General features: G+C 60.3%; 24 protein-coding genes and 1 tRNA gene. 14 read left to right on the top strand and 11 right to left on the bottom strand.

The genetic code is table 11. The features are described 5' to 3' along the window. Positions 1 to 7 precede the first annotated feature (7 nt). From narH to EPO55_RS05640, 10 genes are all read left to right on the top strand, one after another. Positions 8 to 1,531: a nitrate reductase subunit beta gene (gene narH / locus EPO55_RS05685; RefSeq protein WP_296335538.1), complete on the top strand. Its 1,524-nt coding sequence runs from the start codon at positions 8 to 10 to the stop codon at positions 1,529 to 1,531. Next, positions 1,531 to 2,301, top strand: coding sequence for a nitrate reductase molybdenum cofactor assembly chaperone (gene narJ / locus EPO55_RS05680; RefSeq protein ID WP_296335537.1), 771 nt, complete (start codon positions 1,531 to 1,533; stop codon positions 2,299 to 2,301). Before narH ends, narJ begins: the two co-directional genes overlap by 1 nt. After that, positions 2,298 to 3,011: a respiratory nitrate reductase subunit gamma gene (gene narI / locus EPO55_RS05675; RefSeq protein WP_296335536.1), complete on the top strand. Its 714-nt coding sequence runs from the start codon at positions 2,298 to 2,300 to the stop codon at positions 3,009 to 3,011. The genes narJ and narI overlap by 4 nt, the downstream gene beginning before the upstream one ends. Positions 3,012 to 3,016: 5 nt before the next feature. After that, complete coding sequence (locus tag EPO55_RS05670) at positions 3,017 to 3,868, top strand: peptidylprolyl isomerase (protein ID WP_296335535.1); 852 nt, start codon at positions 3,017 to 3,019, stop codon at positions 3,866 to 3,868. A 9-nt stretch (positions 3,869 to 3,877) separates the two neighbouring features. Next, positions 3,878 to 4,207, top strand: a complete 330-nt coding sequence (locus tag EPO55_RS05665) for a hypothetical protein (protein WP_296335533.1) — start codon at positions 3,878 to 3,880, stop codon at positions 4,205 to 4,207. A gap of 17 nt (positions 4,208 to 4,224) precedes the next feature. Beyond that, the gene (locus EPO55_RS05660) at positions 4,225 to 4,797 is read left to right on the top strand and encodes a DUF2478 domain-containing protein (RefSeq protein WP_296335532.1); all 573 of its coding nucleotides are present in this window, start codon (positions 4,225 to 4,227) and stop codon (positions 4,795 to 4,797) included. A 20-nt stretch (positions 4,798 to 4,817) separates the two neighbouring features. After that, complete coding sequence (locus EPO55_RS05655) at positions 4,818 to 5,291, top strand: hypothetical protein (RefSeq protein WP_296335531.1); 474 nt, start codon at positions 4,818 to 4,820, stop codon at positions 5,289 to 5,291. Positions 5,292 to 5,316: 25 nt separating this feature from the next. Next, a complete protein-coding gene (locus EPO55_RS05650; RefSeq protein ID WP_296335530.1) occupies positions 5,317 to 5,601 on the top strand; it encodes a hypothetical protein in 285 nt (94 codons plus the stop codon). 88 nt (positions 5,602 to 5,689) lie between these two features. Beyond that, positions 5,690 to 5,766 (top strand) — tRNA-Arg (locus EPO55_RS05645). An 88-nt stretch (positions 5,767 to 5,854) separates the two neighbouring features. Continuing rightward, positions 5,855 to 7,210, top strand: coding sequence for a tyrosine-type recombinase/integrase (locus tag EPO55_RS05640; RefSeq protein ID WP_296335528.1), 1,356 nt, complete (start codon positions 5,855 to 5,857; stop codon positions 7,208 to 7,210). Positions 7,211 to 7,425: 215 nt separating this feature from the next. Here the strand turns inward: EPO55_RS05640 and EPO55_RS05635 are convergent, their stop codons facing one another. The 3 genes from EPO55_RS05635 to EPO55_RS05625 all read right to left on the bottom strand — a co-directional run bounded on the left by EPO55_RS05635 (position 7,426) and on the right by EPO55_RS05625 (position 9,599). After that, a complete protein-coding gene (locus tag EPO55_RS05635; protein ID WP_296335527.1) occupies positions 7,426 to 7,854 on the bottom strand; it encodes a hypothetical protein in 429 nt (142 codons plus the stop codon). Between the two features lie 29 nt (positions 7,855 to 7,883). Next, complete coding sequence (locus EPO55_RS05630; RefSeq protein ID WP_296335526.1) at positions 7,884 to 8,471, bottom strand: hypothetical protein; 588 nt, start codon at positions 8,469 to 8,471, stop codon at positions 7,884 to 7,886. Positions 8,472 to 8,552: 81 nt separating this feature from the next. Beyond that, positions 8,553 to 9,599 carry a hypothetical protein gene (locus tag EPO55_RS05625; RefSeq protein ID WP_296335525.1) on the bottom strand — a complete coding sequence of 349 codons (1,047 nt, stop codon included), beginning with the start codon at positions 9,597 to 9,599 and terminating at the stop codon, positions 8,553 to 8,555. A 671-nt stretch (positions 9,600 to 10,270) separates the two neighbouring features. On the opposite strand from EPO55_RS05625, the gene EPO55_RS05620 reads away from it, so the two are divergent. After that, the gene (locus tag EPO55_RS05620) at positions 10,271 to 10,825 is read left to right on the top strand and encodes a DUF2569 family protein (RefSeq protein WP_296335524.1); all 555 of its coding nucleotides are present in this window, start codon (positions 10,271 to 10,273) and stop codon (positions 10,823 to 10,825) included. A 19-nt stretch (positions 10,826 to 10,844) separates the two neighbouring features. On the opposite strand, the gene EPO55_RS05615 is transcribed toward EPO55_RS05620, so the two are convergent. The 3 genes from EPO55_RS05615 to EPO55_RS05605 form a co-directional block, all read right to left on the bottom strand. Beyond that, positions 10,845 to 11,504 carry a hypothetical protein gene (locus tag EPO55_RS05615; RefSeq protein WP_296335523.1) on the bottom strand — a complete coding sequence of 220 codons (660 nt, stop codon included), beginning with the start codon at positions 11,502 to 11,504 and terminating at the stop codon, positions 10,845 to 10,847. Positions 11,505 to 11,649: 145 nt separating this feature from the next. Beyond that, positions 11,650 to 12,114 carry a hypothetical protein gene (locus EPO55_RS05610; protein ID WP_296335522.1) on the bottom strand — a complete coding sequence of 155 codons (465 nt, stop codon included), beginning with the start codon at positions 12,112 to 12,114 and terminating at the stop codon, positions 11,650 to 11,652. A 154-nt stretch (positions 12,115 to 12,268) separates the two neighbouring features. Beyond that, positions 12,269 to 12,760: a gamma-glutamylcyclotransferase family protein gene (locus EPO55_RS05605; protein ID WP_296335521.1), complete on the bottom strand. Its 492-nt coding sequence runs from the start codon at positions 12,758 to 12,760 to the stop codon at positions 12,269 to 12,271. Between the two features lie 944 nt (positions 12,761 to 13,704). On the opposite strand from EPO55_RS05605, the gene EPO55_RS05600 reads away from it, so the two are divergent. The 3 genes from EPO55_RS05600 to EPO55_RS05590 all read left to right on the top strand — a co-directional run bounded on the left by EPO55_RS05600 (position 13,705) and on the right by EPO55_RS05590 (position 15,356). Next, a complete protein-coding gene (locus EPO55_RS05600; protein ID WP_296335520.1) occupies positions 13,705 to 14,316 on the top strand; it encodes a hypothetical protein in 612 nt (203 codons plus the stop codon). Further along, positions 14,313 to 15,029 (top strand): hypothetical protein, encoded by a 717-nt coding sequence (locus EPO55_RS05595; protein WP_296335518.1) that lies wholly within the window; start codon positions 14,313 to 14,315, stop codon positions 15,027 to 15,029. Before EPO55_RS05600 ends, EPO55_RS05595 begins: the two co-directional genes overlap by 4 nt. Positions 15,030 to 15,158: 129 nt before the next feature. Beyond that, positions 15,159 to 15,356 carry a hypothetical protein gene (locus EPO55_RS05590; protein WP_296335516.1) on the top strand — a complete coding sequence of 66 codons (198 nt, stop codon included), beginning with the start codon at positions 15,159 to 15,161 and terminating at the stop codon, positions 15,354 to 15,356. Positions 15,357 to 16,896: 1,540 nt separating this feature from the next. Here EPO55_RS05590 and EPO55_RS05585 read toward each other — a convergent pair. The 5 genes from EPO55_RS05585 to EPO55_RS05565 form a co-directional block, all read right to left on the bottom strand. Then, on the bottom strand, positions 16,897 to 17,334 hold the full coding sequence (locus EPO55_RS05585) for a hypothetical protein (RefSeq protein WP_296335515.1): 438 nt from the start codon (positions 17,332 to 17,334) through the stop codon (positions 16,897 to 16,899). A 34-nt stretch (positions 17,335 to 17,368) separates the two neighbouring features. Beyond that, the gene (locus tag EPO55_RS05580) at positions 17,369 to 19,270 is read right to left on the bottom strand and encodes a DUF262 domain-containing HNH endonuclease family protein (protein WP_296335514.1); all 1,902 of its coding nucleotides are present in this window, start codon (positions 19,268 to 19,270) and stop codon (positions 17,369 to 17,371) included. 75 nt (positions 19,271 to 19,345) lie between these two features. Beyond that, entirely contained in the window at positions 19,346 to 19,942 is a 597-nt protein-coding gene (locus EPO55_RS05575) for a recombinase family protein (protein WP_296335513.1), read from the bottom strand. Positions 19,943 to 20,164: 222 nt separating this feature from the next. Further along, complete coding sequence (locus EPO55_RS05570) at positions 20,165 to 21,070, bottom strand: hypothetical protein (protein WP_296335512.1); 906 nt, start codon at positions 21,068 to 21,070, stop codon at positions 20,165 to 20,167. Positions 21,071 to 21,073: 3 nt separating this feature from the next. After that, positions 21,074 to 22,336: a hypothetical protein gene (locus tag EPO55_RS05565; protein WP_296335511.1), complete on the bottom strand. Its 1,263-nt coding sequence runs from the start codon at positions 22,334 to 22,336 to the stop codon at positions 21,074 to 21,076. Between the last annotated feature and the right edge of the window lie 207 nt (positions 22,337 to 22,543).

Here is a 22,543-nt window from a genome sequence, read left to right as displayed (position 1 = left end):
AAGTATCATGAAGATCCGCGCTCAAATCGGGATGGTGCTGAACCTCGACAAGTGCATCGGGTGCCATACCTGTTCCGTCACCTGCAAGAACGTCTGGACCAACCGCGAGGGCATGGAATACGCCTGGTTCAACAACGTCGAGACCAAGCCCGGCATCGGGTATCCGAAGGACTGGGAGAACCAGACGCGCTGGAAGGGCGGCTGGACGCGCAAGCGCAACGGAAAGATCCAACCGAAGATCGGCTCTAAGTGGCGCATCCTCGCCAACATCTTCGCCAATCCCGACCTGCCGGAGATCGACGACTACTACGAGCCCTTCACCTTCGACTATGAGCACCTGCAGAAGGCGCCCGAGCTCGAGGCTTTCCCGACCGCGCGACCGCGCTCGCTGATCACCGGCAAGCGCATGGAGAAGATCGAGTGGGGCCCCAATTGGGAGGAGATCCTGGGCGGTGAATTCGCCAAGCGCTCCGTCGATAGCAATTTCGAGGGCGTGCAGAAGGAGATGTACGGCCAGTTCGAGAACACCTTCATGATGTACCTGCCGCGGCTGTGCGAGCATTGCCTCAACCCGGCCTGCGTCGCGGCCTGCCCGTCGGGCGCCATCTACAAGCGCGAGGAGGACGGCATCGTCCTGATCGACCAGGACAAGTGCCGCGGCTGGCGCATGTGCGTGTCCGGCTGCCCCTACAAGAAGATCTATTTCAACTGGTCGTCGGGCAAATCGGAGAAGTGCACCTTCTGCTATCCGCGCATCGAGGCGGGCCAGCCGACGGTCTGCTCCGAGACCTGCGTCGGCCGCATCCGCTACCTCGGCGTGATGCTCTACGATGCCGATCGCATCGAGCAGGCCGCCAGCGTCGCCGACGACAAGAAGCTCTACGACGCGCAGATGGGCATCTTCCTCGATCCCAACGACGAGACGGTGATCGCCCAGGCGCGCCGCGACGGCGTGCCCGATGCCTGGCTGGAGGCCGCCCGCCGCTCGCCGGTGTGGAAGATGGCGATGGAATGGAAGGTCGCGTTCCCGCTGCATCCCGAGTACCGCACGCTGCCGATGGTCTGGTACGTGCCGCCGCTGTCGCCGATCCAGGCGGCGGCCGAGGCCGGCAAGATGGGCATCGACGGCGGCATGCCCGACGTCCGTTCATTGCGCATTCCGCTGCGCTATCTCGCCAATCTTTTGACGGCAGGCGACGAGGGCCCGGTGGCGCGCGGCCTGGAGCGCATGCTCGCCATGCGCGCCTACATGCGCGCCAAGACGGTCGATGGCGTGATCGATGGCGCGGTCGCGGCGCGCGTCGGGCTGAGCCCGCAGCAGATCGAGGACATGTACCAGATCATGGCGATCGCCAACTACGAGGACCGCTTCGTGATCCCGACGGCGCATCGAGAGACCGCCGAGGATGCCTATCAGCTCCGTGGCGCCTGCGGCTTCAGTTTCGGCAACGGCTGCTCGTCCGGCGACGACGGCGGCAATCTGTTCTCCGGCGGCAAGCTGCGCAGCAAGAATCCGATGGAGGTCGTGTGATGAAGACGCTCAGGGCCTTGGCCGCACTGCTTTCCTATCCGTCCGCCGACCTCATCGCGGCGGCCGACGAAATCCGCCATGTGATCGATGGCGACACTGTCTTGCCGGCCACCCAACGCGCCGAGTTGCATCGCCTGATCGACGATCTTGCCGGCGGCGATCTCTACGACCTGCAGGAGCGCTACGGCCTGCTGTTCGATCGCACGCGTTCGCTGTCGCTGCACCTCTTCGAGCATGTCCACGGCGAGAGCCGCGACCGCGGTCAGGCCATGGTCGACCTGCTCAAGCTCTACGAAGAGAGTGGCTACACGCCGACCGCGACCGAGCTGCCCGACTTCCTGCCGCTGTTCCTGGAATATGCTTCCACGCGCCCGCCGCAGGCGGCGGTCGAACTCATCGGCCAGCCGGCTAACGTGATCGCGGCCCTGAAGGAGCGCCTGGCGAAGCGGAGTTCGCCCTACGCCGCCGTGATGTCGGCGCTGCTGGCGATCTCGAAGGCCAGGCTCGATGACAAGGCTCTCGCAGTCCTGCGCGCCGAACCCGATCCCGAACCCGACGATCTCGAGGCGCTGGATGCGGCGTGGGAAGAGGAGGAAGTGACCTTCGGTCCCGGTTCCGCCGACGCCAAAGGCGCATGCGGCGTCGAGGGGCTCTCGACCCGTCTGCGCGCCGCCATGCGGCCGGCCGACGGCGTCGCCCCGCCGCTCGCGCACGCGAGGTCGGCCGGGCGCCGCCCCACCTCGCCGTCCAGCACGGGAGTCCGGTCATGAGGGATTACATCTTCCACCTGCTGTTCGTCTGGTATCCCTACATTTGCCTGACGATCTTCCTGCTCGGCAGCCTGGTCCGCTTCGACCGCGAGCAATACACCTGGCGCGCCAGCTCCAGCCAGATCCTGCGCAAGCGTCAGCTTCGCTGGGGTTCCAACCTGTTCCATGTCGGCATCCTGTTCCTGCTGCTGGGCCACACCGTCGGCCTGCTGACGCCAACCTGGCTCTACACACTCGTCATCACCGTCGAGCAGAAGCAGCTGATTGCCGTTGCCGCCGGTGGCATTGCCGGGGTCGTCTGTTTCGTCGGTCTCACGATGCTGCTGCACCGTCGCCTGTTCGATGTCCGCATCCGCACCAACAGCTCGGTGATGGATATCGCGATCCTGGCGATCCTCTGGCTCCAGCTCTGCCTCGGCCTCGCCACACTGCCGTTCTCCTTCGCGCATTCGGATGGGTCGGTGATGCTGATCCTGTCGCACTGGGCGCAGGGCATCGTCATCCTGCACCCGGTCGATGCGACGACCTTGCAGGGACTTGCCTGGCCCTACCTGACGCACCTCGTGCTGGGCATGACCCTGTTCCTGGTCTTCCCGTTCAGCCGCCTGGTGCACATCTGGTCGGCACCGGTGTGGTACCTCGGCCGTCGCGGCTACCAGGTCGTGCGCCGCCGCCGGCCGTTACCGGCTTCTCGTCAACCGGCGGAGTGAAGGCCATGAGCACCTTGCAATCCGCCGTCGCGCCGCGCCCGGCCCGCCGTCGCTTCACCCGGCCCGAACCGGTCAGCGTCAACGGCGTGATCATCCCGAGTGCGGCGATCGCCCGCGAGACCCAGCATCACCAGGCCTCCGATCCGGACCAGGCCTGGATGTTGGCGGCGCGGGCGCTGGCGATCCGCGAGCTGCTGTCGCAGGAAGTCGAGCGGCTCTCGATCGTGGCCGAGCCGCTCGACGACGGCGAAGGCCGCCGCGAGACGCCGCAGGAGGCGCGCCTGCGCGCCCTGATCGAGCGCGAGGTCGTCGTGCCGAGCGCCGACGAAGATGCATGCCGTCGCTACTACGATGCCAACGGCCGCCGCTTCCGTTCGCCCGACCTGTTCGAGGCGGCACACATCCTGTTTGTGGCGGCACCTGACGATCTGGACGCTCGCGACAAGGCCCGCGAGGCCGCAACCGCGCTGATCGCCGACCTGGTGCAGGACCCGGCCGGCTTCGCCGCCGCGGCCGCCGCTCACTCGGCCTGCCCCTCGTCGAAGCAGGGCGGCAATCTCGGCCAGGTCAGCACCGGCCAGACCGTTCCCGAGTTCGAGACGGCCTTGCGCGGCATGGTTCCGGGGCTGGTGCATCCCGCGCCGGTCGAAACCCGTTACGGCCTGCACGTCGTGCGGCTCGACCGCCGTATCGACGGCGAGGTGCTGCCCTTCGATCTCGTCCGCGACTGCATCGCCGACTATCTCGACGAGGTGGTCCGCCGCCGTGCCCAGCAGCAGTACGTGTCGATCCTGGCCGGACGCGCCCAGGTGAGTGGTGTCGATCTCGCCGCCGCGCGCGGCCCGCTGGTTCAGTAGGAGGCGGCGATGGTGCTGGGTGAGGTTCTCGAACGTCTGGGCGACGAGGCCTATGCCGCCGAGACGCTGGTGGCGCTCGAAGATCTCAACCTGATGGTCCAGGTCGAGGCGGCCGGACGGCCGTTCGGGGAAGATATCGGGGAATACGCCGCGGGGGCCTCGCGCCGCTTTGCGCAAATTGCCTCGGATGAAGACTGGCTCGCCCTCATGACGGCGCTCGAGCGCGCTGACGATGCCGGCACGGCCTGCCTGAAACACATGCTCGAATGGTCTCTGCGCCACGACGCCAAAAGTGCGGACGAGGGCTGCGGCGGCGAATGCACCTGTGAGCGGAGTTGAACAAGGGGAGTTGAACGATGTCCGAAGTCCTCATCGCCGCGCTGGTCTACGCCGACGGCATCTATCCCGATCGCGTGATCGCGCGCGCCATCGAGCCGTTGCGCGAGCGCGGCGTTGCCCTGGCGGGCGCGCTGCAGCTCGAGTCCACCGACCTGCCGGGCCGACACCCCTGCGACATGCTCCTGCAGGATCTCGCGAGCGGCGAGGTCTCGGCCATCGCCGAGCATCGCGGCAGCGAGGCGCGCGGCTGCCGGCTCGACGTCAGCCTCCTGACCGACCTCGCCGAGTCAGTCGCCTACAGCCTCCATAGCGAGGAACCGCGCCTCCTGGTCGTCAACAAGTTCGGCAAGATCGAAGCCGACGGCGGCGGCCTGCGTGGCGCGATCGCCGAGGCGGCCGGCCTTGGCATTCCCGTCCTGGTCGGCGTCCCGGCGCGCAACCTCGATCGCTGGCGCGCCTTCGCCGGCCCGCTCGCCGTCGAGCTGCCGGCCGAGCCGGCCGCGATCGCGGCGTGGCTCGAGACGCAGGGCCTGCCCGCGGTGCCGGGTGCGCGGGATGCGACGCGGCCAGCCGCAACGCGGCGCGCCTAGGCGCCGCGGGGCAGCATGAGATGGACGATCTCACCGTGGCGCGGGCCATTCATGTCCTGGCGGTGATCCACTGGTTCGGCGGCGTCGCGTTCGTCACCGCGGTGATCCTGCCGGCCATCGCTGCGCTCGAGGAGCCATCGCGCCGCTTCGCGCTTTTCGAGGCGATCGAGCATCGCTTCTCCGCCCAGGTGAAGATCTCGGTGCCGGTGGCAGGCCTCAGCGGCGCCTGGATGGTCTGGCGTCTCGACGCGTGGAGCCGGTTCCTCGAGCCGGCGGGCTGGTGGCTGGCGGCGATGGCGCTCGTCTGGCTGCTGTTCATGGCGATCCTGTTCGTTGTCGAGCCGCTGCTGCTGCGCGGCTGGTTCCACCGCCATGTGGCGGCCGATCCGGCAGGCACGTTCCGGCGGCTTCAACGGGCGCACGCGTTTCTGTTGCTGATCGGCACGACGGTCTCGGCCGCCGGCGTGTTCGGCGCCCACGGGTTGCTGGACTGAGGCCGCAAGGGAGCATGAAATGTCCATGGTTGTTCGTCTGGCGTCGCGGCTCGCGGCCACGGCCGCGTTCATCATCGGCGCGTCCGGCTGTACGTCGACCCCGCCCGCGTCGCCCGAGCTCATGGCGCATTGCCAGAAGCTCCAGATGCTTTGGGTACGCTACGAGCCGGTCCTGACTCTCTTCCACACTGGCCAGAAGGCGCGGGTCGAGCTGGCGATGATGGACTGCCAAGCCGGCCGGTACGAAGAGGGCATTCGGGAGCTGGAGAAGATCCTGAAGCACTGCAAGATTCCCATCCCGCCGAGGTGACGTTGCCGGACTCACATAATCGGGTTGCGTATTTGGAACCCTGAAAAATGGCAGACGCCATATGGACCGGATGCTATATCCGCCTCACGTCCCCGTAGCTCAGCCGGATAGAGCAGCGGTTTCCTAAACCGGAGGTCGGAGGTTCGAATCCTCTCGGGGACGCCATTCTCGCATAAGCCCTTGAAGTCATTGAAATCGCGCAACAGTTTCCACTTGTGCCGCTACGAAAACGCTGCGGATTGGCGGGCGGGCAATGTGGATCAAGATGCAACACGTAACGACACACGGCGACGGTCGACTGCTGTTTAAGCGCGATATTCCGAAGGAATTGCGACCTGTCGCCGGGCGCACAACTTGGCAAAAGACGCTGCGCGCACGGGAATGGAACGCTACGACCGCCCGCCTCTACCGCCAGTATATGGCCGAATCGGATCGAGACCTCGCGAGTTGGCGCGAGCAGCAGGGTATGCCCCGGCCAATCCAGCCCATCATGTTCGAGTTCGAGATGCCCTCGTTGGCGGGTTTCGATCCCGAGGTTACGGCAGCATATGTCAATTCTCGGATTCCCGGGCACGACCTTCGTGAACTTACGCAGAAGCTGGTCGCGGCGGGCGTCCTTCCGGGGCAGGTGACGACGAATCGTGCGTTGGTCAAGCTGGACGCGGTAGTCGAGCAATGGGCAACAGAGCGGGGCGTGCGCCCCTCAAGTCGCTCAGATATGAACACAGCCCTGCGCGTTCTGAAAGTGGCCTGTGGCACCAAGGCAATCGACGAGTATGATCATGACGACGTGCGTAAGGTCAAAGCCGCTGTACTTGCCGAGCCCGTTAAGAACGGGACCAAGCGCAAGCGTTGGAACATGCTTTCTGCTCTATTCACATTTGCGAAGGCCAACAGATTGGTGTCCGTCGATGTGTTTCGAGATATTCGACTGGAGCTAGAGGATGATTCGGTCGAGCGTTTGGACTGGTCGTCCGAAGCACTCAACAAGCTATTCGCAACGCCAGTGTGGGCATCTGGCGAACGCCCCTTGGTTGGGGGCGGAGAAGCATCTTGGTGGTTGCCAGTGCTGTCGCTCCTCCATGGGAATCGGCTCTCCGAATTCGCTCAACTTCGGGTCTCGGATGTAATCTACGTGGGTGAACAGATCGGTCTAAGCATTACGGACGCGGGCGACGAGCAGCACGTCAAGAATATTGGATCAAAGCGAGAAGTACCTCTGCATCCCCTAATTCGAGATGACTTCATTCGATTCCTCAAATGGCATAAGTGCGAATGTGGAGACGAGCGCCTGTTCCCGCTCGTCAAACCCGACAAGATGAAGCGCTCCGGCGGCCGCTTTTCGACTTGGTTTACTAAGTATCGCAAGGAGAACAGCATCTACCTGTATCGTCAGGACGCCCATTCTTTCCGACATACGCACATCACGGCGTGTCGAAATGCGAAGATTCCGACCGATATTTTCTCGCGATGGACCGGCCACTCTGTCAGAGACGTAGTGCAGACCTACGGGGACATCTCGCTTGCCGCTTTGGCGGAGGAGATAGGGAAGGTGAAATTCGAGGGCGTCGTTATTCCGAGGTGGAAACCCACCAATATCCGCAAGTAGCGGAGCCTAGCTGGCATCAGCGCCGGGAACAAACGATGGAACTCCCGGCCATGCATAGAAAAAATCTTAAGACGAGATGTAGACGCCATTTGCCTGAGCGTAAGCCTTTAGGCTTGGATGGCTCCGAAGATAGGGAGGCGTCAGGAAATTGATCGCGTAGTCCTTGGTCGTAAACAATCCATCTCGGAATGGGTCTTTCTCATGCTCGCTCCAGATCACGTTGTGCTCGACAATGTTTGGGATGACGTACATCGAATCGGCCAGCATGACGAAGATGTCTGCGAGCTCGTCTTGCACGGCTGGAGCGACATCTGCTCCCGGGTAGCAAAGATAGTAGAGCATTCCGGCAATGTCAGCCAGCCTAGGCGTCGCGGCGCAATATCGCCTGTGGCCCGCTGAAGCTGGTCTTCTAAGACAGGAAGCATATGCTCGATTCTAAATTCCTCGTGGTTTCCTTCCTCGGTTAATGCCCTGCGAAATACCGATAGGTGAATGGGTGTATGCCACAGCGCGATAACAATCTGCGCGCGGCCATTTGGCATCTGTTCGCTTAATGTTTTCTTGAAAAGACGAGCCGCTGATAGCGGCTCTGGAATTGTCTGCTTCGGCATAGGCACATGCTTTTTCTTGAATGGCCAGATCATCGAAACCTCTGCACTCTCGAAGTCACTGACTAACGCACCGGCTTGTGGCTGAACATGATTGCGGCAGCGAAAGCCGTCTGCGCCAACAGGCCAACCAGCATGATTCCAAGGAAGATCATCAGCCATGTAATTGGAGACGCCGTTCCGAAGACTACAACTAATGCCGTAGCGACGTAGGCAATCTGCACAAAGAACGTCGCCATCAGCCCAGCCTCGCCGCCACCCGACCGGCGTTCCCGTTCGCTAAGTGCTCCCCAAGGTCCCACCGCAACTCCGTAAGACCAAATCAGAAGGGGGAGGTAAGTCTGATGATCAGCACGTGACATAAAGATATGGAAGGCCGCGACACACCACGTCGCAATTACGCCGTAGGTGAATAGCTGGCTAAGGAAGACAAACGGCAATGCTAGAACGTATTGCCCCCTATTAATAAGCGCTGCTGCTGGAGCGCCGAAAGCCAGTCCAAGCAACATAACGGGTGAAATGAAGACGTGCGCGAAGATTGCTGCCAAGCCAATTCCAATAGCCCACCACTGTCCCAGAACAGCCAGCCAAATACCTGAAACGATACCGCCGAAGACATTGAGCAATGTGAGGGGCAACATCAGTGCCACCATAAGAGCTTGCATCCTCTCCCCATGATTCTTCTTTGTGCAACCTACCCCTTAGTAGCCAGCGCGCCATCCGGATATGCGCCTCTATGGGCCGATATACATCTGGAGCCGCTTCGTCGGGGCAATCACGAAGGTTTGGATTGGACATTTCACCGGCCCCTGACCATCGCGCTCGATCCAGATGACGTTCTTGCCGTCGAACGTGTACTGATCGCGCCCGTCACGATGCTTGCTCCAATCCGTCGCACAAAGGCAGAGCCTGCGAAGGTGCTCGGGATCGACGAACCGTTGCAATGACCGAACGCGTTCAACGGCGGCTCTGATCTGCTTGAAGAGGGCCGTGACGCGGCGCAACCGCTTTTCGAGTTCTTCCGTGCCGAGGTCGGAGCCGAGTTTCCGCAGGGATTCGATCTCGGCGATCAGCTTCGCTCGATAGTCCTCGAAGCTCGCCTTCAACGATCCGGTTCCGACGACGAACTCGCGACCACCGATGGAGCCCATGCCGCGCTCACGCATCCTGAAGATTTGCTCCTTCTTGTCGTCTGACTGCTTCTCCTCGGCCTTGAGGTCCCGGAACCGTTCCATCACGAAGAGGTCTCCGCCGCGCTCCGATAGCGTGCGGCTGATGAACTCCTGTAAGCGGGGCAGCTTCTCGCGGATGTTCTGCGAGATCGTGTCGTGAATCCCCCACATCGGGGAATCCGAGAACTGGAAGAGTTCGGTCCGGATCACTTCCCAGTGGAAGCCAAGCTCCTGCAATCGGCTGGCAGCGCGACGCCGACGCTCCTTCCGATCCCAAACGTCTGTAATGATCCCCCATTCGTCTTTGTAATGGTCCGCTCCGCACTTGTTGCCGACGAGGATGCCGGGGCCGCGCCCATGGTCGGATCGGACGACGTAGCCACGCCGATGATTGGGCATCTTCCCAACCGCCCGGCAATGACGGCATCGGACTTCCATCCCCCGAGGGCGGTCGTATCGATGCGTAATCAGCCAATCCTTGAGGTCAGTTGGGATGAAATCGAGGATGTTCGGCTCTGCCTCGGGATTGTCGCTGGTCACGCGACGCGAGATCAGTTCCTCGTCGGCCAGTGAGATTTTGAATACGCCGGGACGCTGAAGGCTACTCAAGGGAGGGACTCCATGAGGTTCGCTTCGTTATTGGGCATAGCCATACCCATTTACCTCCAGCGGCCTGTGGGCAGCCACCAATTTTGGGTTGTGGTTGCTCTAACGCTTCCCGGAGCGCCACTCCCTAGAGGTCACAAAGGTACCAGCCCAAGCGCCAAGCCGGCCCATACGGGCCTTATCCCATTCTGCATCGTACGGATGTCCGTACTCGGGAACTGCCCAGCCAGCCCGAATTAGCGCCCGGCCCAAGTCGGTCCCGTCGAGTTCGCAGACCACCAGCGGACGCCCGTTCCGATCCCGTTTGTCCCCGGTACAGGTGATGATCCGCCCCCTGATCAGGTCGGCCAGCGCATAGGTGCCTCGACCCCGCACGCGTAGAGGCCGGAATCCCTCTGACAGCCTGCTCGATCTCGAATGCATCCATGGCGATGAAGCGAAGCCGGGTCCCATCGATCACGACGGTATCCCCATCCACGATCCGTGGAACTCCCGACCATGTTCCCGCGAGGGCCGAGTAAGGAACTAGAAGCAAGAGAAGGAGCCAATGCATCTATAAATGGTGGTGCGAGAGCATTTCGGGAGCAAGCCACCAACGGTTGCAATCGCCTATAGAGTCTGGTGTCAGCAATTCGTGGCGGCTAATGTATTCGAACGAGTCTTCGGGGGAGACGATGGGATCGTTTTCGGTTTGGCATTGGGTGATTGTTCTCGTGCCCATCGCAATTGTCATTTACGCGGTGGTCAGGAGTCGGAGGCCGAAAGCGGCGGTCGCGACTGCCGATGGGGGAACCGGGACCGGCTACGTGGAGCCCAGAGGGCTAGGTGGATGGCTGATCCTGATCGTAATCGGCCAGATCGTCGGCGCCCTGCGTGTGTTAAAGGCGATTATCGATGATCTCGACGTATACAACCAGCTACCCAAGAACCTTCATTGGGTAGTCACGTTTGAACTTGTCTTGAATGCGGCGTTCCTTGCGTTTGTAGTCTACGTGACCACGATCATGTTTCGTGAGTTGCGCTCGTTTCCTAGGCTTTGGATTGCGCAAGCGGTAGCGGCGATCTTGTTGCCACTTATAGACGCCTTTGTAGTCGTGAGTGCAACGAGTGTGCCCGCAGGCCCGGTGCTAACTCAGTTGGGCCAAGTGATTCCCATGGCAATCGCGGCGGGCATCTGGACTTGGTACATGTTGGTGTCCAAGCGGGTCCGCAATACCTTCATCAAGTAGTGACGAGGTCTATAGACATTCACTTCGGCCGGAGTGGGTCATCCGTCGAGAGGATACACTCCGCACGGACAAACTTGGCGGACTTGAGCATTGGCTCTTTCTCACGTGCAGCCTTGATCAGTTCAGGCTCCAGTGCCTTGAGAGACTTGCGACATTCGTCCATTGATTCCTGAGGGCGGTCTGGATTTCTGAACGTCATTTGAACGGGGGACTTCTGCCCGATGTCCATCGACAGAATTACCCAAACTAGCTTTGCCTGTACTAGGGATGCGCCTTGTACGGCACGGGTTGGGTCTCGTGTGTTGGGGTTGGTTGCGAGTTCAAGTTTCTGGCCTTCCAGATCGGCCCGATGCCGGTCGCAATCTGTCTTGCTCTTCATGGCAGTGCGAACCTCGACTAGGCCATTTTTGTCGAGTTGGTCTTTCTCGTCCTTCGACAGGTCCCCGGTCGCTTTCAGGACGGCGATGATCTGCTCCATGGTCGCTATGTTGCGCTTGTTCCACGCCGCTGCGGCTTCAATGAGTTCCGGATTCCTTCCGATCCGCTTATCGCAGTAGGCCGCCGCGCCGAGAATGTAGAGGCTACGCTTGAACAGGACGACGGCGGCCTCGCGCTCGTCGGACCGGGAAGGCCCAGCCGTTGCTGGCAGTGTTAGTAAAAGGAGCGAGATGACGCTCAAGGCGGCTGCCACATTCCGAAGCCTAGTCAAACTCAACCTCCTCAATAGATGCGTTCTGGGAGCCTTAGAGAGGCGAACAGGATATTTTTGACGCTCTACGCGGCCAAGAAACTCAGGATCGCGCTGTACGGGCTCCCTAGCGGCTCTAACTGCCCCCGGCTCGGGCGACCAAGAAACTGAACGGGGCCTCCCGGGTCGAGGTCCAGACACGGAGATACAGGTCATCGGTGCGCTTCACCCCCCATTGGAAGTGATCGGCCTCCGAAAATTTGATCATCCCTTGACCGTACCCGGGAACTTCAATCTTCACATGTTCGGCCTCAAGGGTGAACTCGACGTGATCGTGCCCCTCGGGGAACCGACGCCACCAACCCCGCCGCCTCAGCCACGACGGAGGAAGGGCTTCCAGTGTGTAGTAGTTGATCGTGGTTCCGACCTTGGAGGAGTTCAGGATCAGGATCGTGCTGCCCCGGTTAGGATCGGAAGTGAACGAGGTGCTGATCCGCAGGCTTGGCCGCCGGTCTCGCCAGAACTCATACGCCTTGAACACGAACGCGACGAAGCCAGTGAAGGCCCCGATCTGCGTCAGGATGGTCACGATCTTTTCCATGGATACTCCCCAGCCGGGAACCATCATACATGCGCTTTCTAGTGTACGTGCGAAGAGAGGGTTGCACCCAGTCGAACGCGCCAGATTGGGCCATCGCCCGATCCGCTCGTGCTGGCACTTAGTGAAGCCAATCGACGGAGTAAGGCTTAACGGCTCAGTGAATGGACGCACCGAGCCAACCTCTGATTTGCTCCTTGTAGCCGATGGGGAATCCGAGGCGACCTCCCAATTCCGCAATCCGGAGAACCAATGCGGGGTCCGGTTCGCCGAGTTCGGGATTTGTCAGCGCGTAGATGTCCGTCACCAACAGTCGCCCCTCGGACGTTCTGACAAACGCGCCGCGCCGCTCCTTAACGCCGGGTGCGCCCATGCTGGCATCCAGCCCCGCCAAACCGGCGGCATCGACTTCCCACACGGCACCGTAGACCTCCCGGCCGAGCGCATGAATTACGCTCGCGCCGGTTGGCCCGAAGATGATTCGGCGACCCGTGCACCGGGCTGTGCAAACGAACTTGGGATCGGGGCATCGGGCCCGGACGACGCCGTCGTCCATTGCTTCGTCGTAGGTGAACACCATGTGCCGGCCGCGTTCTGGGCGGATCACTTCGCCCACAATGTGGAGCAGGGGATTCGGCTGATCGAGCATTTCGAGACCTCCTACCCTATACGGGCGAGGTTTCGAATCCACAGGGGCAATTTGGACCTTGTAGGATCAATTCTCGCCGGGAGGACCCCAAGTCCGTCCGGACGCCCAAATTGCGTCCTACGAGTCCCGGAACGGCTGCGGAGGGCCTTCTTGAGGCAGAGTCTGGATGGCTTCCGCATAGGGCGGCCTCTATCCGAACCACTTACCGGTCGAGGGGCACGTATGCTGGACCCCATTCGTCCCGCCGGTCCGGGGGCGGAAGACCACGTACAAGCTCGACCAGACTCGTGCCGAGCACATCGTCGGCGAGCCGAAGCATTGTGGTGTTCGGCTTGAAGTACGCCTTCGCCCGGGCAACTCGGGCAAGGAACTCCGGATGGGTGGGGCGAAGCACTGCCGCCGCAATCAGGCCAGCCGCTGAGGATCGAGCGACGCCGGCCCGGCATTGGCATAACATTGGACCTCGGCCTCGCCACTCTTCCCGGGCAAATGCAATGAGCCGCTCGATATCGCTTCGGGTTGGCCCGAGCGCGTTGTCCGCTCTCTCGGAATCTTCGAAGTCGAGTTTGAGAACCCGCCGGCTCCCAAACTGGGGCGCTCGGAACTGCGATCTCTCCTTCGCGCTCAATATCGAAACGACGAAGTCGGGTTTGAACTGGTCTAGTGCATCGGCGATATGGTGCAGAGATGTAACGACGACAGACAGAGACGGGTAGGCCATGTAACCATGATGCCCGGAAGTCGGGGCGCCGGCATGTGTCTTCGATGCAACATCGAGTCGTATACAGCCGACCATTTGAATCTTTATTCCGGTCTGCTTGACTGAAGTCCCCGAAAAGTAGATCAGCCGAAATTGCTCGAAATCGTTTCGAGCCGTCGTGCCCAGCGAGGGCGTGGGGAGGTCGATACCTCCGCGACGGTGCCGCGAACCGAAAGGCGTAGTCATGGATAGCGTAGTAGAATTGGGCACCCAGCCCAATGTCAGCCCGGCTGACAATCGTCGGAAGCTCGAACAGATCGACGCCGACGTGTCCGGCATCCTCAAATCGATGATCCGGTCGGAAGAAGCCGATAGAAGCGGCTCGGCCAAGATCATCAGCGCGGGGGTCCAGATGCTGGAGATTCAGCACAATGACCCAGCGGCGTGGGAGGCGTTCAAGAATGCCGATCCGCAAGCCAAGGAGATCGCCTGCAAGGGAAAAGATTGGGAGGCCCGTGAAGTCGCGTCAGTTCTGTGGAGACGACATCGCGCTAGTTACCCGAGCCGGGAACGAATCTCCCTCTATGGTAAGGCCATCCGAGTTGCCCGAGATGCCTACTGCGCCGATGGCAAGGTTAACGTCGAGGAGCTTCTGACGCACATCGTCAACGCTGGGGGTGTCAAAGGCATCCTACGGATCGCTAGAACGGCCAAGGGTAACTCCTGCCGGAAGAAGGTCATCCTCGACATTCCGCCGACTCTGACGCTGTTTCTAGTGGGACCGGACGGAACGCGCGAACCGCTGGAGCCGGCCCTGAACCGGCGCTTCCTCATCGAGTTGGGGAGGCTTCAGTGAGGAGCCGGTTCGATTTCAAGCCCGGCGGTAAACCCCGCATTCTGCCGGAAAACCATCGCGCGGTGGTCAACGGCGAGCCGCTGTTCACATCGCGAGTGTTCTCGGCCCGCGACCTGGCTCGCATCCTGATTCCGGGCGAAATGAACTCCAAGATCGGCGGCCTGTGGGAGAAGGGCTGGCGGGGCACTCGGATAGTCACACTCAGCCTGCCAGAGCGTTCGACCTGCCCCAGATCATGTGAGCAGTGGCGTTCCTGTTACGGAAACCGCCAACGCTTCACTATCCGGGTTCGTCCCGACGAGCATCTGATCCCCAAGCTGGAGGCGGAGATCGGGATTCTGCTGTCGCGCTTCAGCCGGATCAGCGTGCGTCTTCACCAACTGGGCGACTTCTTCGATGAAGGATACGCTCGGTTCTGGGTGGATCAGGTCCGACGGCGACCGGGGTTGCACTGTTTCGGATTCACTGCGTGGCCGAAGTCGACGCCGATTGGCAAGATCATCGACGACGCCTCTCGCGAATGGGACCGCTTTAAGGTTCGTTTCAGTGGAGCGGAGGGCGAACGTTCGACGGAGGTGATGGAGGCAGCGCCCCGCGGCAGACACGCCGACGGCGCGATCACCTGCCCAGCGGAGACCGGCGACACCCCGAAGTGCGAGTCCTGCGGCCTGTGCCTGACGACAACCAAGAAGATTATCTTCGCGTTGCACTGAACACCCTGATCGCGAAGCTGGCTTCGGCCTAAATATCGTTAACGAAATTGGAGAATGGCAATGGCCGGGGAAGCAGGCGTGGGCAAGCGGAAGCGAGGTCGTCCCCGGGTTCATGGAGGCGAGACGACAGTGATCGGGTTCAGGGTGGCAAGGCAGCGTGCTGTCAAGATCACGGGGCTGTTGGCTGCAATCAAGCTCGCGGAGCAACGCACCCGCGATCCGGATTCAGATGTGCTGATGGGAGCGCTTGAGCATCGGTTACGTGGGCTGGCGAATCGGCATCCGCGGATCGTCGAGCGCACGCTGCGCGGCCTACACCGGGACTAACTGAACCATTTGGGTCTGTGACTCCACCGACCTACATACTGGGAGCCGAAGGCATATCGGCGAGGACAGCGGTCGCAATGGAATGGCGGATGTAAGTGTATACGTCTGACTAGGGTTCCTCGTCGAACCACGCGACCGCAACGCGACCTCGACGCTTTTCGCCCCGGCTGGTGCCTCAGCCGGGGCGATTTCTTTGGAGCATCAGAGTTGCGGTGTCGAATGCCGAGCGAATCTTAGAGACAGATAGGGCTGGATCGAGGAAATACCGATCAGCCGATCCGCCGCTGGTGCTCCAGTCTAAGGCGCACCGGGAGGTGGTCGCGGCGCTCCTTCCGTTTTGGACCACGGCCAGCCCGGCGGCGAAACGGGCCATTGGAATGCTTGGTGCCTGCGGGACTTGGAACGGACGCTCTTATAATGCGTGGGGAACCCCAGCCCGTTATCGGTGTGGCCAGCATATCTGTCGGCATTGCTGTGATAGGTGGAAGCGCAAAACCGCCCGGACGCTGGCCAAGGACGTACGAGACCTATCGAACTCGGACCTCACGAACGTCCGGCGCGTGACACTCAATCTCTTGGATGTTTCCGAGTGCGAGGTTGCCGAGACCGTCGAGCGTCAGCGGGTCATATTGAGCAAGCTATATGAACGGCAACTGGAACAGTGCGCTTTGGTCGGAGGTTTCGACTTCGCTCTAAAGCCAAATGGGCGAGTCATGGTCCATGTTCATGCGGCGTTGATTGGACCATCGGAGAGGCTGGGGGAAGCCGAGAATACTCTGAGGGCTCGGTGTAGTGGGCTCCGTAGCTTCTCGGCGGACCAACTCCGGGATCGCCTCAATGACGATTCGGACGGCCCAACAACATGGCTGTCGTACGCGCTCGACTCCGCTATTACCGCACCGAAGCACAATCGGAAGCCGGACTGGCAACACCACTCGTTGACTACTCCGGAGGAGAAGCTTCGATGGGTCGAACTCCAAGCCGCTCTTAGGAACCGGAAGGGTAATCCGATCCGACTTACCATCAGGCTCGGCGTTCGGAGAATGAAGAACCGGAAACAGAAGCTAGTGACTGCCCGAGGCGCAGAGCATCAATTGAGTATCTTCGAACAATCCTTGGTCCGGATATGGAACTTGGTAAATCTGGTTGATTGGACATGGTCTGGGGAAACTAAGGGGGGGGTGTATAGATATCTGTTCCGGCAAGAGCAGGGTTGGAGAGCTTCGGATTGGTTAGCGCGGCCCGGAGGGCAAAGCGACTGCTCACCCGGGCCCGGTCACGGTCCGGCCGATGTCTGGCGCGTCGCGACGTGGAAGACACCGGCACGCGGTCCGCCGAAAGCTCGGCCGATTGCAAATCGAGATCGGTCTCTTCCGGCACGACCAGCCCGGAGGCGCTAGGTCTCGATCTACGGACCGACCGGTGGATCGAGCGCCAGCCGGAATCTATCGGCGATTATCAAAACCCCCGACAATATTCTCTAAAATTGCCTATCCATTTCCGGCGGATTGGAAAAAGCGCGCACATTTCCCGCGGGCCTTTAGCCGCCGGACAAGCTCTTCGTGAACGAGCCAGCGGCAGAGCCGACAAAGGAACCGATGACCTCTGCGAGGTTTCGGCGGCCTTCACTCGTATTCGCGCCCGTGCTTTTCTGTTCAATCTCCTCTCCAAACGAAATTCCGGTTCCAGACTTCGCTCGCATTCCAGCTAGGCCCTTATCTGTAATTGACACTCGATCTCGTGGGAGCACGCCAGCCGCACGGACATAGTCATTGTCCATTAGCCACTTCAGGGTGTGAGCCGCGACGACCTGAAATACTCGCCCGGACTCCAATTTCGCCTGTATGTCACTTAACCCCATCGACTGCGCAATACGATTGAAGTCGATGTCTGAGGCGATTGGAAAATTGCTAAATGATCTACCCAAGATGAGTGCCGTAATTGCCGAAAACTCTTCGAAATTCTTCTCGTTCGACATTGTGAACTCCAGTATCACCTACAGGTATGTTGAATCAGTTCGACGGGCCGGGCCAGATTTTCCGGGCGACATCGAACGTCTTCTGGGCTCTGCCCCGAATTTCCGCTTCGTTCCAGTCGGATGCGACCATCAGAAAACGGTTCAGATGAAGATTTGAGACTTCGAAAAATTTTGCCTTCTTCTCCGGGAAGGCATGGTGCTGGAGCGACCTGTTCGCGCCATAGTGGAGCAGCGTCAGATTGCCCATCGTGGATTTGGCGGCCTCTCGTTCGTATATCGCTCCGAGCCGGTTCGTCAGAGGAAGCCCGGATAGGTGGGCGTGGTACGCCTCCTGCGCTTCCGTCGAAGTCGCCTGTGATCCGTCGCCGAGCGGCCAATACTCGAACCAATGGGTGGGAAGGACGTGATCTACGTCCAACACCTCCAGATTCACGGGCAACTGCTCTTCGGATTGTCCGGGGCGCATTCCGATTTCGAGCGCAATCAGCACGGCCTTGATGCGCTGAGCGTCGAGCCGGCCGTAGTAAGCTGGCCCGTCTACCCACTCTTTCAGAAACTCTGCGTCGGTTGGCCAGCGCGAAGCGTCTCCTTCGAGTGAGGCGAGAGCCGAGCGAATGCCGGCGGCCGTGATGGTGGCCTCCTCGGCAGTCTTCTTCAGAAGAGAAGAAAATATGTTGTTGTAGTTCTTGGTGGTGAGTCCGCAGATGGACCGGCGAACGAGGTAAGATTCGATGGCCTCGAATGCGCTTAACTGGTCTGCCGCAGACATTGATGAGGTTGCGATCCGTAGGGCCACGGAATGGGTAGTCGAGGCATCCCAAGCCCGCGTCCTGTATCCGAATCGCGCGATAGGTTTCGCGCCGATACCGGATATGAGTTGCTGGTAGTGGCCGGCGAGCTTGTTCAGAATTTCAAGCTGGGCCTTCGCGGGCTTAGCCGTCTCGCCTGCGCCGGCAAAAGCCTTGTAGGCAACATACAGCCGGCTTACGTCGATCTCTTCGGTCGTCTCCGATTGCAGAGCCGAGTGCATGAACCATTCAAGCCGGGGCCGTACGAGGCGTCCTCGCCGCTGGTCCTCCGACCAGAAGTCGCCCTCCAGCGGAGTCCAAAGATTGTCGTACAGGAGCTTCGGGTCGGCGTTTTCCCGATCCGCTCGCATGAAGACGAAGTTCCGGATCAGGTCCGTCGCGTGAAGTTCAGCACCGTGGCCGTTCAGCGTTTCGAATATGACTTGAGCATCGTCCTTCGTGCCAAGTGAGATTGAAACCAGATGAAGATCGGTCAGCACGGACTCCGTCAAGGCCATAGCCCGATGGGTGATTTTGGCGGACTCATCCTCTTGCTTGATCCACGCCTCGGCTTCCGTAGCGAAGTACCAGATTGCTTCCAGCGGGGGCGAGTGATCGATGCCAATCTTCCTTAGCGACCCGCCTTGGGTGAAGCTGTCGGGAAACCGAGACCGCAGGTCTTCAAGCGACTCCGCTGTCATCGCTAGCCGATACATCTCTCGATCCCGGAACGTCGGCCAGACCTTGAACACCTCCATCCCCGGATCGGTCATGGTCGATTCGTTGCCGTTCAGGAGACAGCCGTTGACGATGGTAAGGAGGGTGCCCTGACTAAGGCTACGCAAATTGATGGCGAGGGCCGCCAGCACGTATTGAAGTGTCGTGAGGCGTTGCTGGCCGTCGATAATGTGCAAGGCATCGACGCCGAGAAGGCCGGTGCGCAGTTGCGGTTCCACAACGGTAGCACCGAGGAAATGCGGGGTAGTTGGTTTGCCGGCGACTCGACTGTCTGCCTTACCGGAGATGTCCTGCCACAGGCGTTCCCACTGGTCGTCACGATTCCAAACGTACTTGCGTTGGAAGAAAGGCACTCGAAACTGCCGACGGTCCTGAAATAGTTTTTGAACTGAGACAGTTTCCGATTCCACGTTCGCCCCCCGCGTTTGGACGTGCACGGTAGCATCGTCCCGCGCAAGAACAACCGTACACGTTGGTGGCAACCTCTATACCGTGAGGGTCATCTTCACCCGTTGGACCGTACCAGTGCCGACACCGAGAGTTTTTGCGATCTTCTTAATCCCTTTATCACCGGCAATGAGCGCCGCCTTAATGCGCTCTTCGATCTCCGGATCGATCCGGGGTCGGCCGAGCTTCTTGCCTTCCGCCCGAGCCCGGTCCAGCCCGGCCACGACACGCTCGCGGTTCACGGACTTTTCCAGTTCACCGAACACCCCGCACATTTGGAACATCGCTCGGCCGGCCGGCGTCGAGGTGTCGATGTTTTGCCGATACAGATACAGGCCGACCCCCAGCGCCTGAAGTTCTGCAACGAAGTCGAGCAGGTTTTGGAGATTCCGCGAAAGGCGGTCGATACTCCATGCGGCGACGGTGTCGAATTTTCTTCGGACCGCATCGTCGCACAATTCCCGGAAGGCGGGCCTCTCTTCCCGAGACTTGCCCCCGGAGATCGCCCGGTCGGCATAGACCTTGGTGATCCGCCACCCAGCTTGGGCTGCCACCGCCCGAAGCTCCCGTTCCTGATTCTCGACCGTCTGGCTCCCGGTCGAGACCCGGACGTAGACCGCCACTCGCTTAGCCATGCCGCCTCCAAAGGGTGTCCCTACCCTAGGGTGCGGAAATCAGTTGTTTTCCGTACGGGAGCGAGCAAGGTGTGACGGACCTGTCTGGAGCCCCAAAATGCTGGGTCCCGGCGGATGGATTTTTCAGGGGATTTCTGTACCCCATTGAACAGAACGTCGGACTCCGCGCAGGCTTTCTACGCTGGTCTCGGCAGAGCGACTGGTATTCCCCTATTGATCTCTTTACTTAAATTCTGAGAAGCAGGAATCAATTTCGGCCAGATCGGTTCCAGAAATTTTTCGGCCGTTCCACGCACCACCTCCTGTCGTCCCGAATAGAGCAGCCCACCTCCGAACTCGTTCGTCAGCGTCGGACAGGTCTACGGCCGTCAAATCCTTCGCGGTGGCGCGAAAAACTTTCCCAGCATTGCTGGCAACATCCAGCAGCTCCCGCTGCTGATAGTGCTCGGCCTTCCCAAGGGCGGCGGCCGACTGCGCCCAACTGAGGATGCCAATGCAGTAGTATGCTCTCTTGGGATGGGTGGAATTACCAGTGGTGAGAACGATGACCAGCGCCAAGCCAGCTATGGCGGCGATGATTCCAATCAAAGCAGTCTTCGAAGAAGCTGAGTTGGACTTCTTTCCACTTTCCGTTGCTATAGGACCTACGTCGGTCTGGCCATCCAGCGCCATTTGAGGCGGCGCAACGGGACCAGAGGCGGGTGATCGATTTTCGGTGGCTAGCGCCGCTTCTGGAAGTGCCATGGACGGAATCCCCGAGGCAGCGCTATCGGGGGCCTGCTGGCTGATTTTTCCCGGGAAAGCCTTCTCGACCACAGCCACAATTCCCTGTGTGACTGCCGCCTCGATCTTGGGAATTGCATGAAGCGGGTCAGATGCGCCGGGCAGCCAATTGGTAGTGCTCACTTGAACCACAATAGGGCCTTCGGCTCCCGCCGTTTGGTTGCTGAAGAGCAGGGAAACCAAGTGTCGTTCCCATGGGAGCGCGAGTGCGTGATAGCGCTTCGATGTCTTCAGAACTCCCTGCTTGGGCTCCCGGCTATCTATCCGGAACCCCATCTCCTTCATCATCGCTTCGACAAGGGCGAACGTCGCCGAGTATGGCGCTGAGCAAAATAAATTCTGCATCGCTCACTGCTTTTTCAGAGTACGCCAGTGCCTAGCGATAGCCTGACATGATTCGGCACGTGGTTTCACAACACTAGGCTCGCTACCGTACTGGCGCTTTAGGTTCTCGATCAGCGCCGAACAATCGGAGGCCCAGCCGTCCTCGCGCCAAGCTCTGTTCCTGTCATCCGGACCCGAGCGGATGCGATTCGCTTCCTGTGATGCTTCGTCAATCGCATTCTTATCTGCGGCGGGGATTGAGAATCCCAAGCGCGCCGCCATTTGGAACCATCCGCGGCATGGGCATGCATTGTTTACGATTTCGGCAAGCATTGCCTCTCGTTGCTGTTTTTCTTTCGCGGCAGCCATTGCTGTGGCTGCGCTCGGGCTGCAAGACATAATCATATTGAAATATTCTTGGCGGACTTTTGCATGGAGCGGATTCAGCTTGAATCCCACCGACTCGTTGGCATTGCGCCACACGACATAGAAACCGTCCGAGTCCGAACGGTAGCCACCGACTATCACGCTTAACTCTGCTCGCTGAGCCTCCGACAATTCCAACTTCATAAGAGCGCCTGCGGACGTTTTGACTGTTTGTCCTTGGATTTCGTCTCCGAATAGTTCGCGCTTGCCGGTTGCTCCCCAAAGAATAGCCCATCGAAATTTAGCGGGTCCATCTGGCAGCCCAGCTAGATAGACGCTAGGACGCGCTTCATCCGGCCGAGAGCCAACGTTAGTGCAGCCGAGAACGACCTTGAAGCGTTCAGCCGCGACAAGCACCAGCACTTCAATAGGCACGCTTGGGTTCGCGGTCTCGGTGATGCGGGACCGTTCGAGCGCTTGAATATCTCCAAGGTCCCGAAACGATAGGAGTGAATCAGGCGCAACGATTGTCGAGTTTTCTCTTGGAGCTTGGGGCGAGACGGGAACTGGAAGAACGCCGGAACTGGATGATTGCGGCGCACCGGCGGCGCTAGAGGATGGTGGCGGTGGTGTTTGCTCGGCCTTGCTCGCTGAGGTCGGGCAAAGTAACCGAAATTGCTCGATTAAAGGTGGCATCCCAGACGCACAACTCTCATCGGTACCGGGCGGTAGAGGAAATTTTACCTTTCGGGGCGGCCGAGTTCCGTAGTGGAATTGCAGTTCCCCGGTTCGGCAGTTGGCAGTTGCCAACAATCGAGTGCCCACTTCCTTGCGCAGAGATTCGAAGTACTGCGCGACCGTAAGTTTGCCGCCAGCGCGAGTCGTAGTGCCGCCGGGATCGCGCACAGCGTATTCAAACACGTCGGCCTCGGTGACGACTCCGGATATCGAGGCCCTAGAATCACCTAGTCCGGTTCGCTCAGTAATTGTTCCATTCCACTTCCTGCAGGACGCGACTGGAAAATCACCGTGCGGCACAGAAAGTAGAGGCGATTCGGCTGTGGGATCGTTTACCGGGGCAGGTGGTGGAGGTGCTTCACCGCAAACCCCGTGCATGATTGCGTCGCC

The sequence above is a fragment of the Reyranella sp. genome (assembly GCF_004296935.1).
GTDB lineage: Bacteria > Pseudomonadota > Alphaproteobacteria > Reyranellales > Reyranellaceae > Reyranella.
This window is presented reverse-complemented; position numbering and strand designations above follow the sequence as displayed.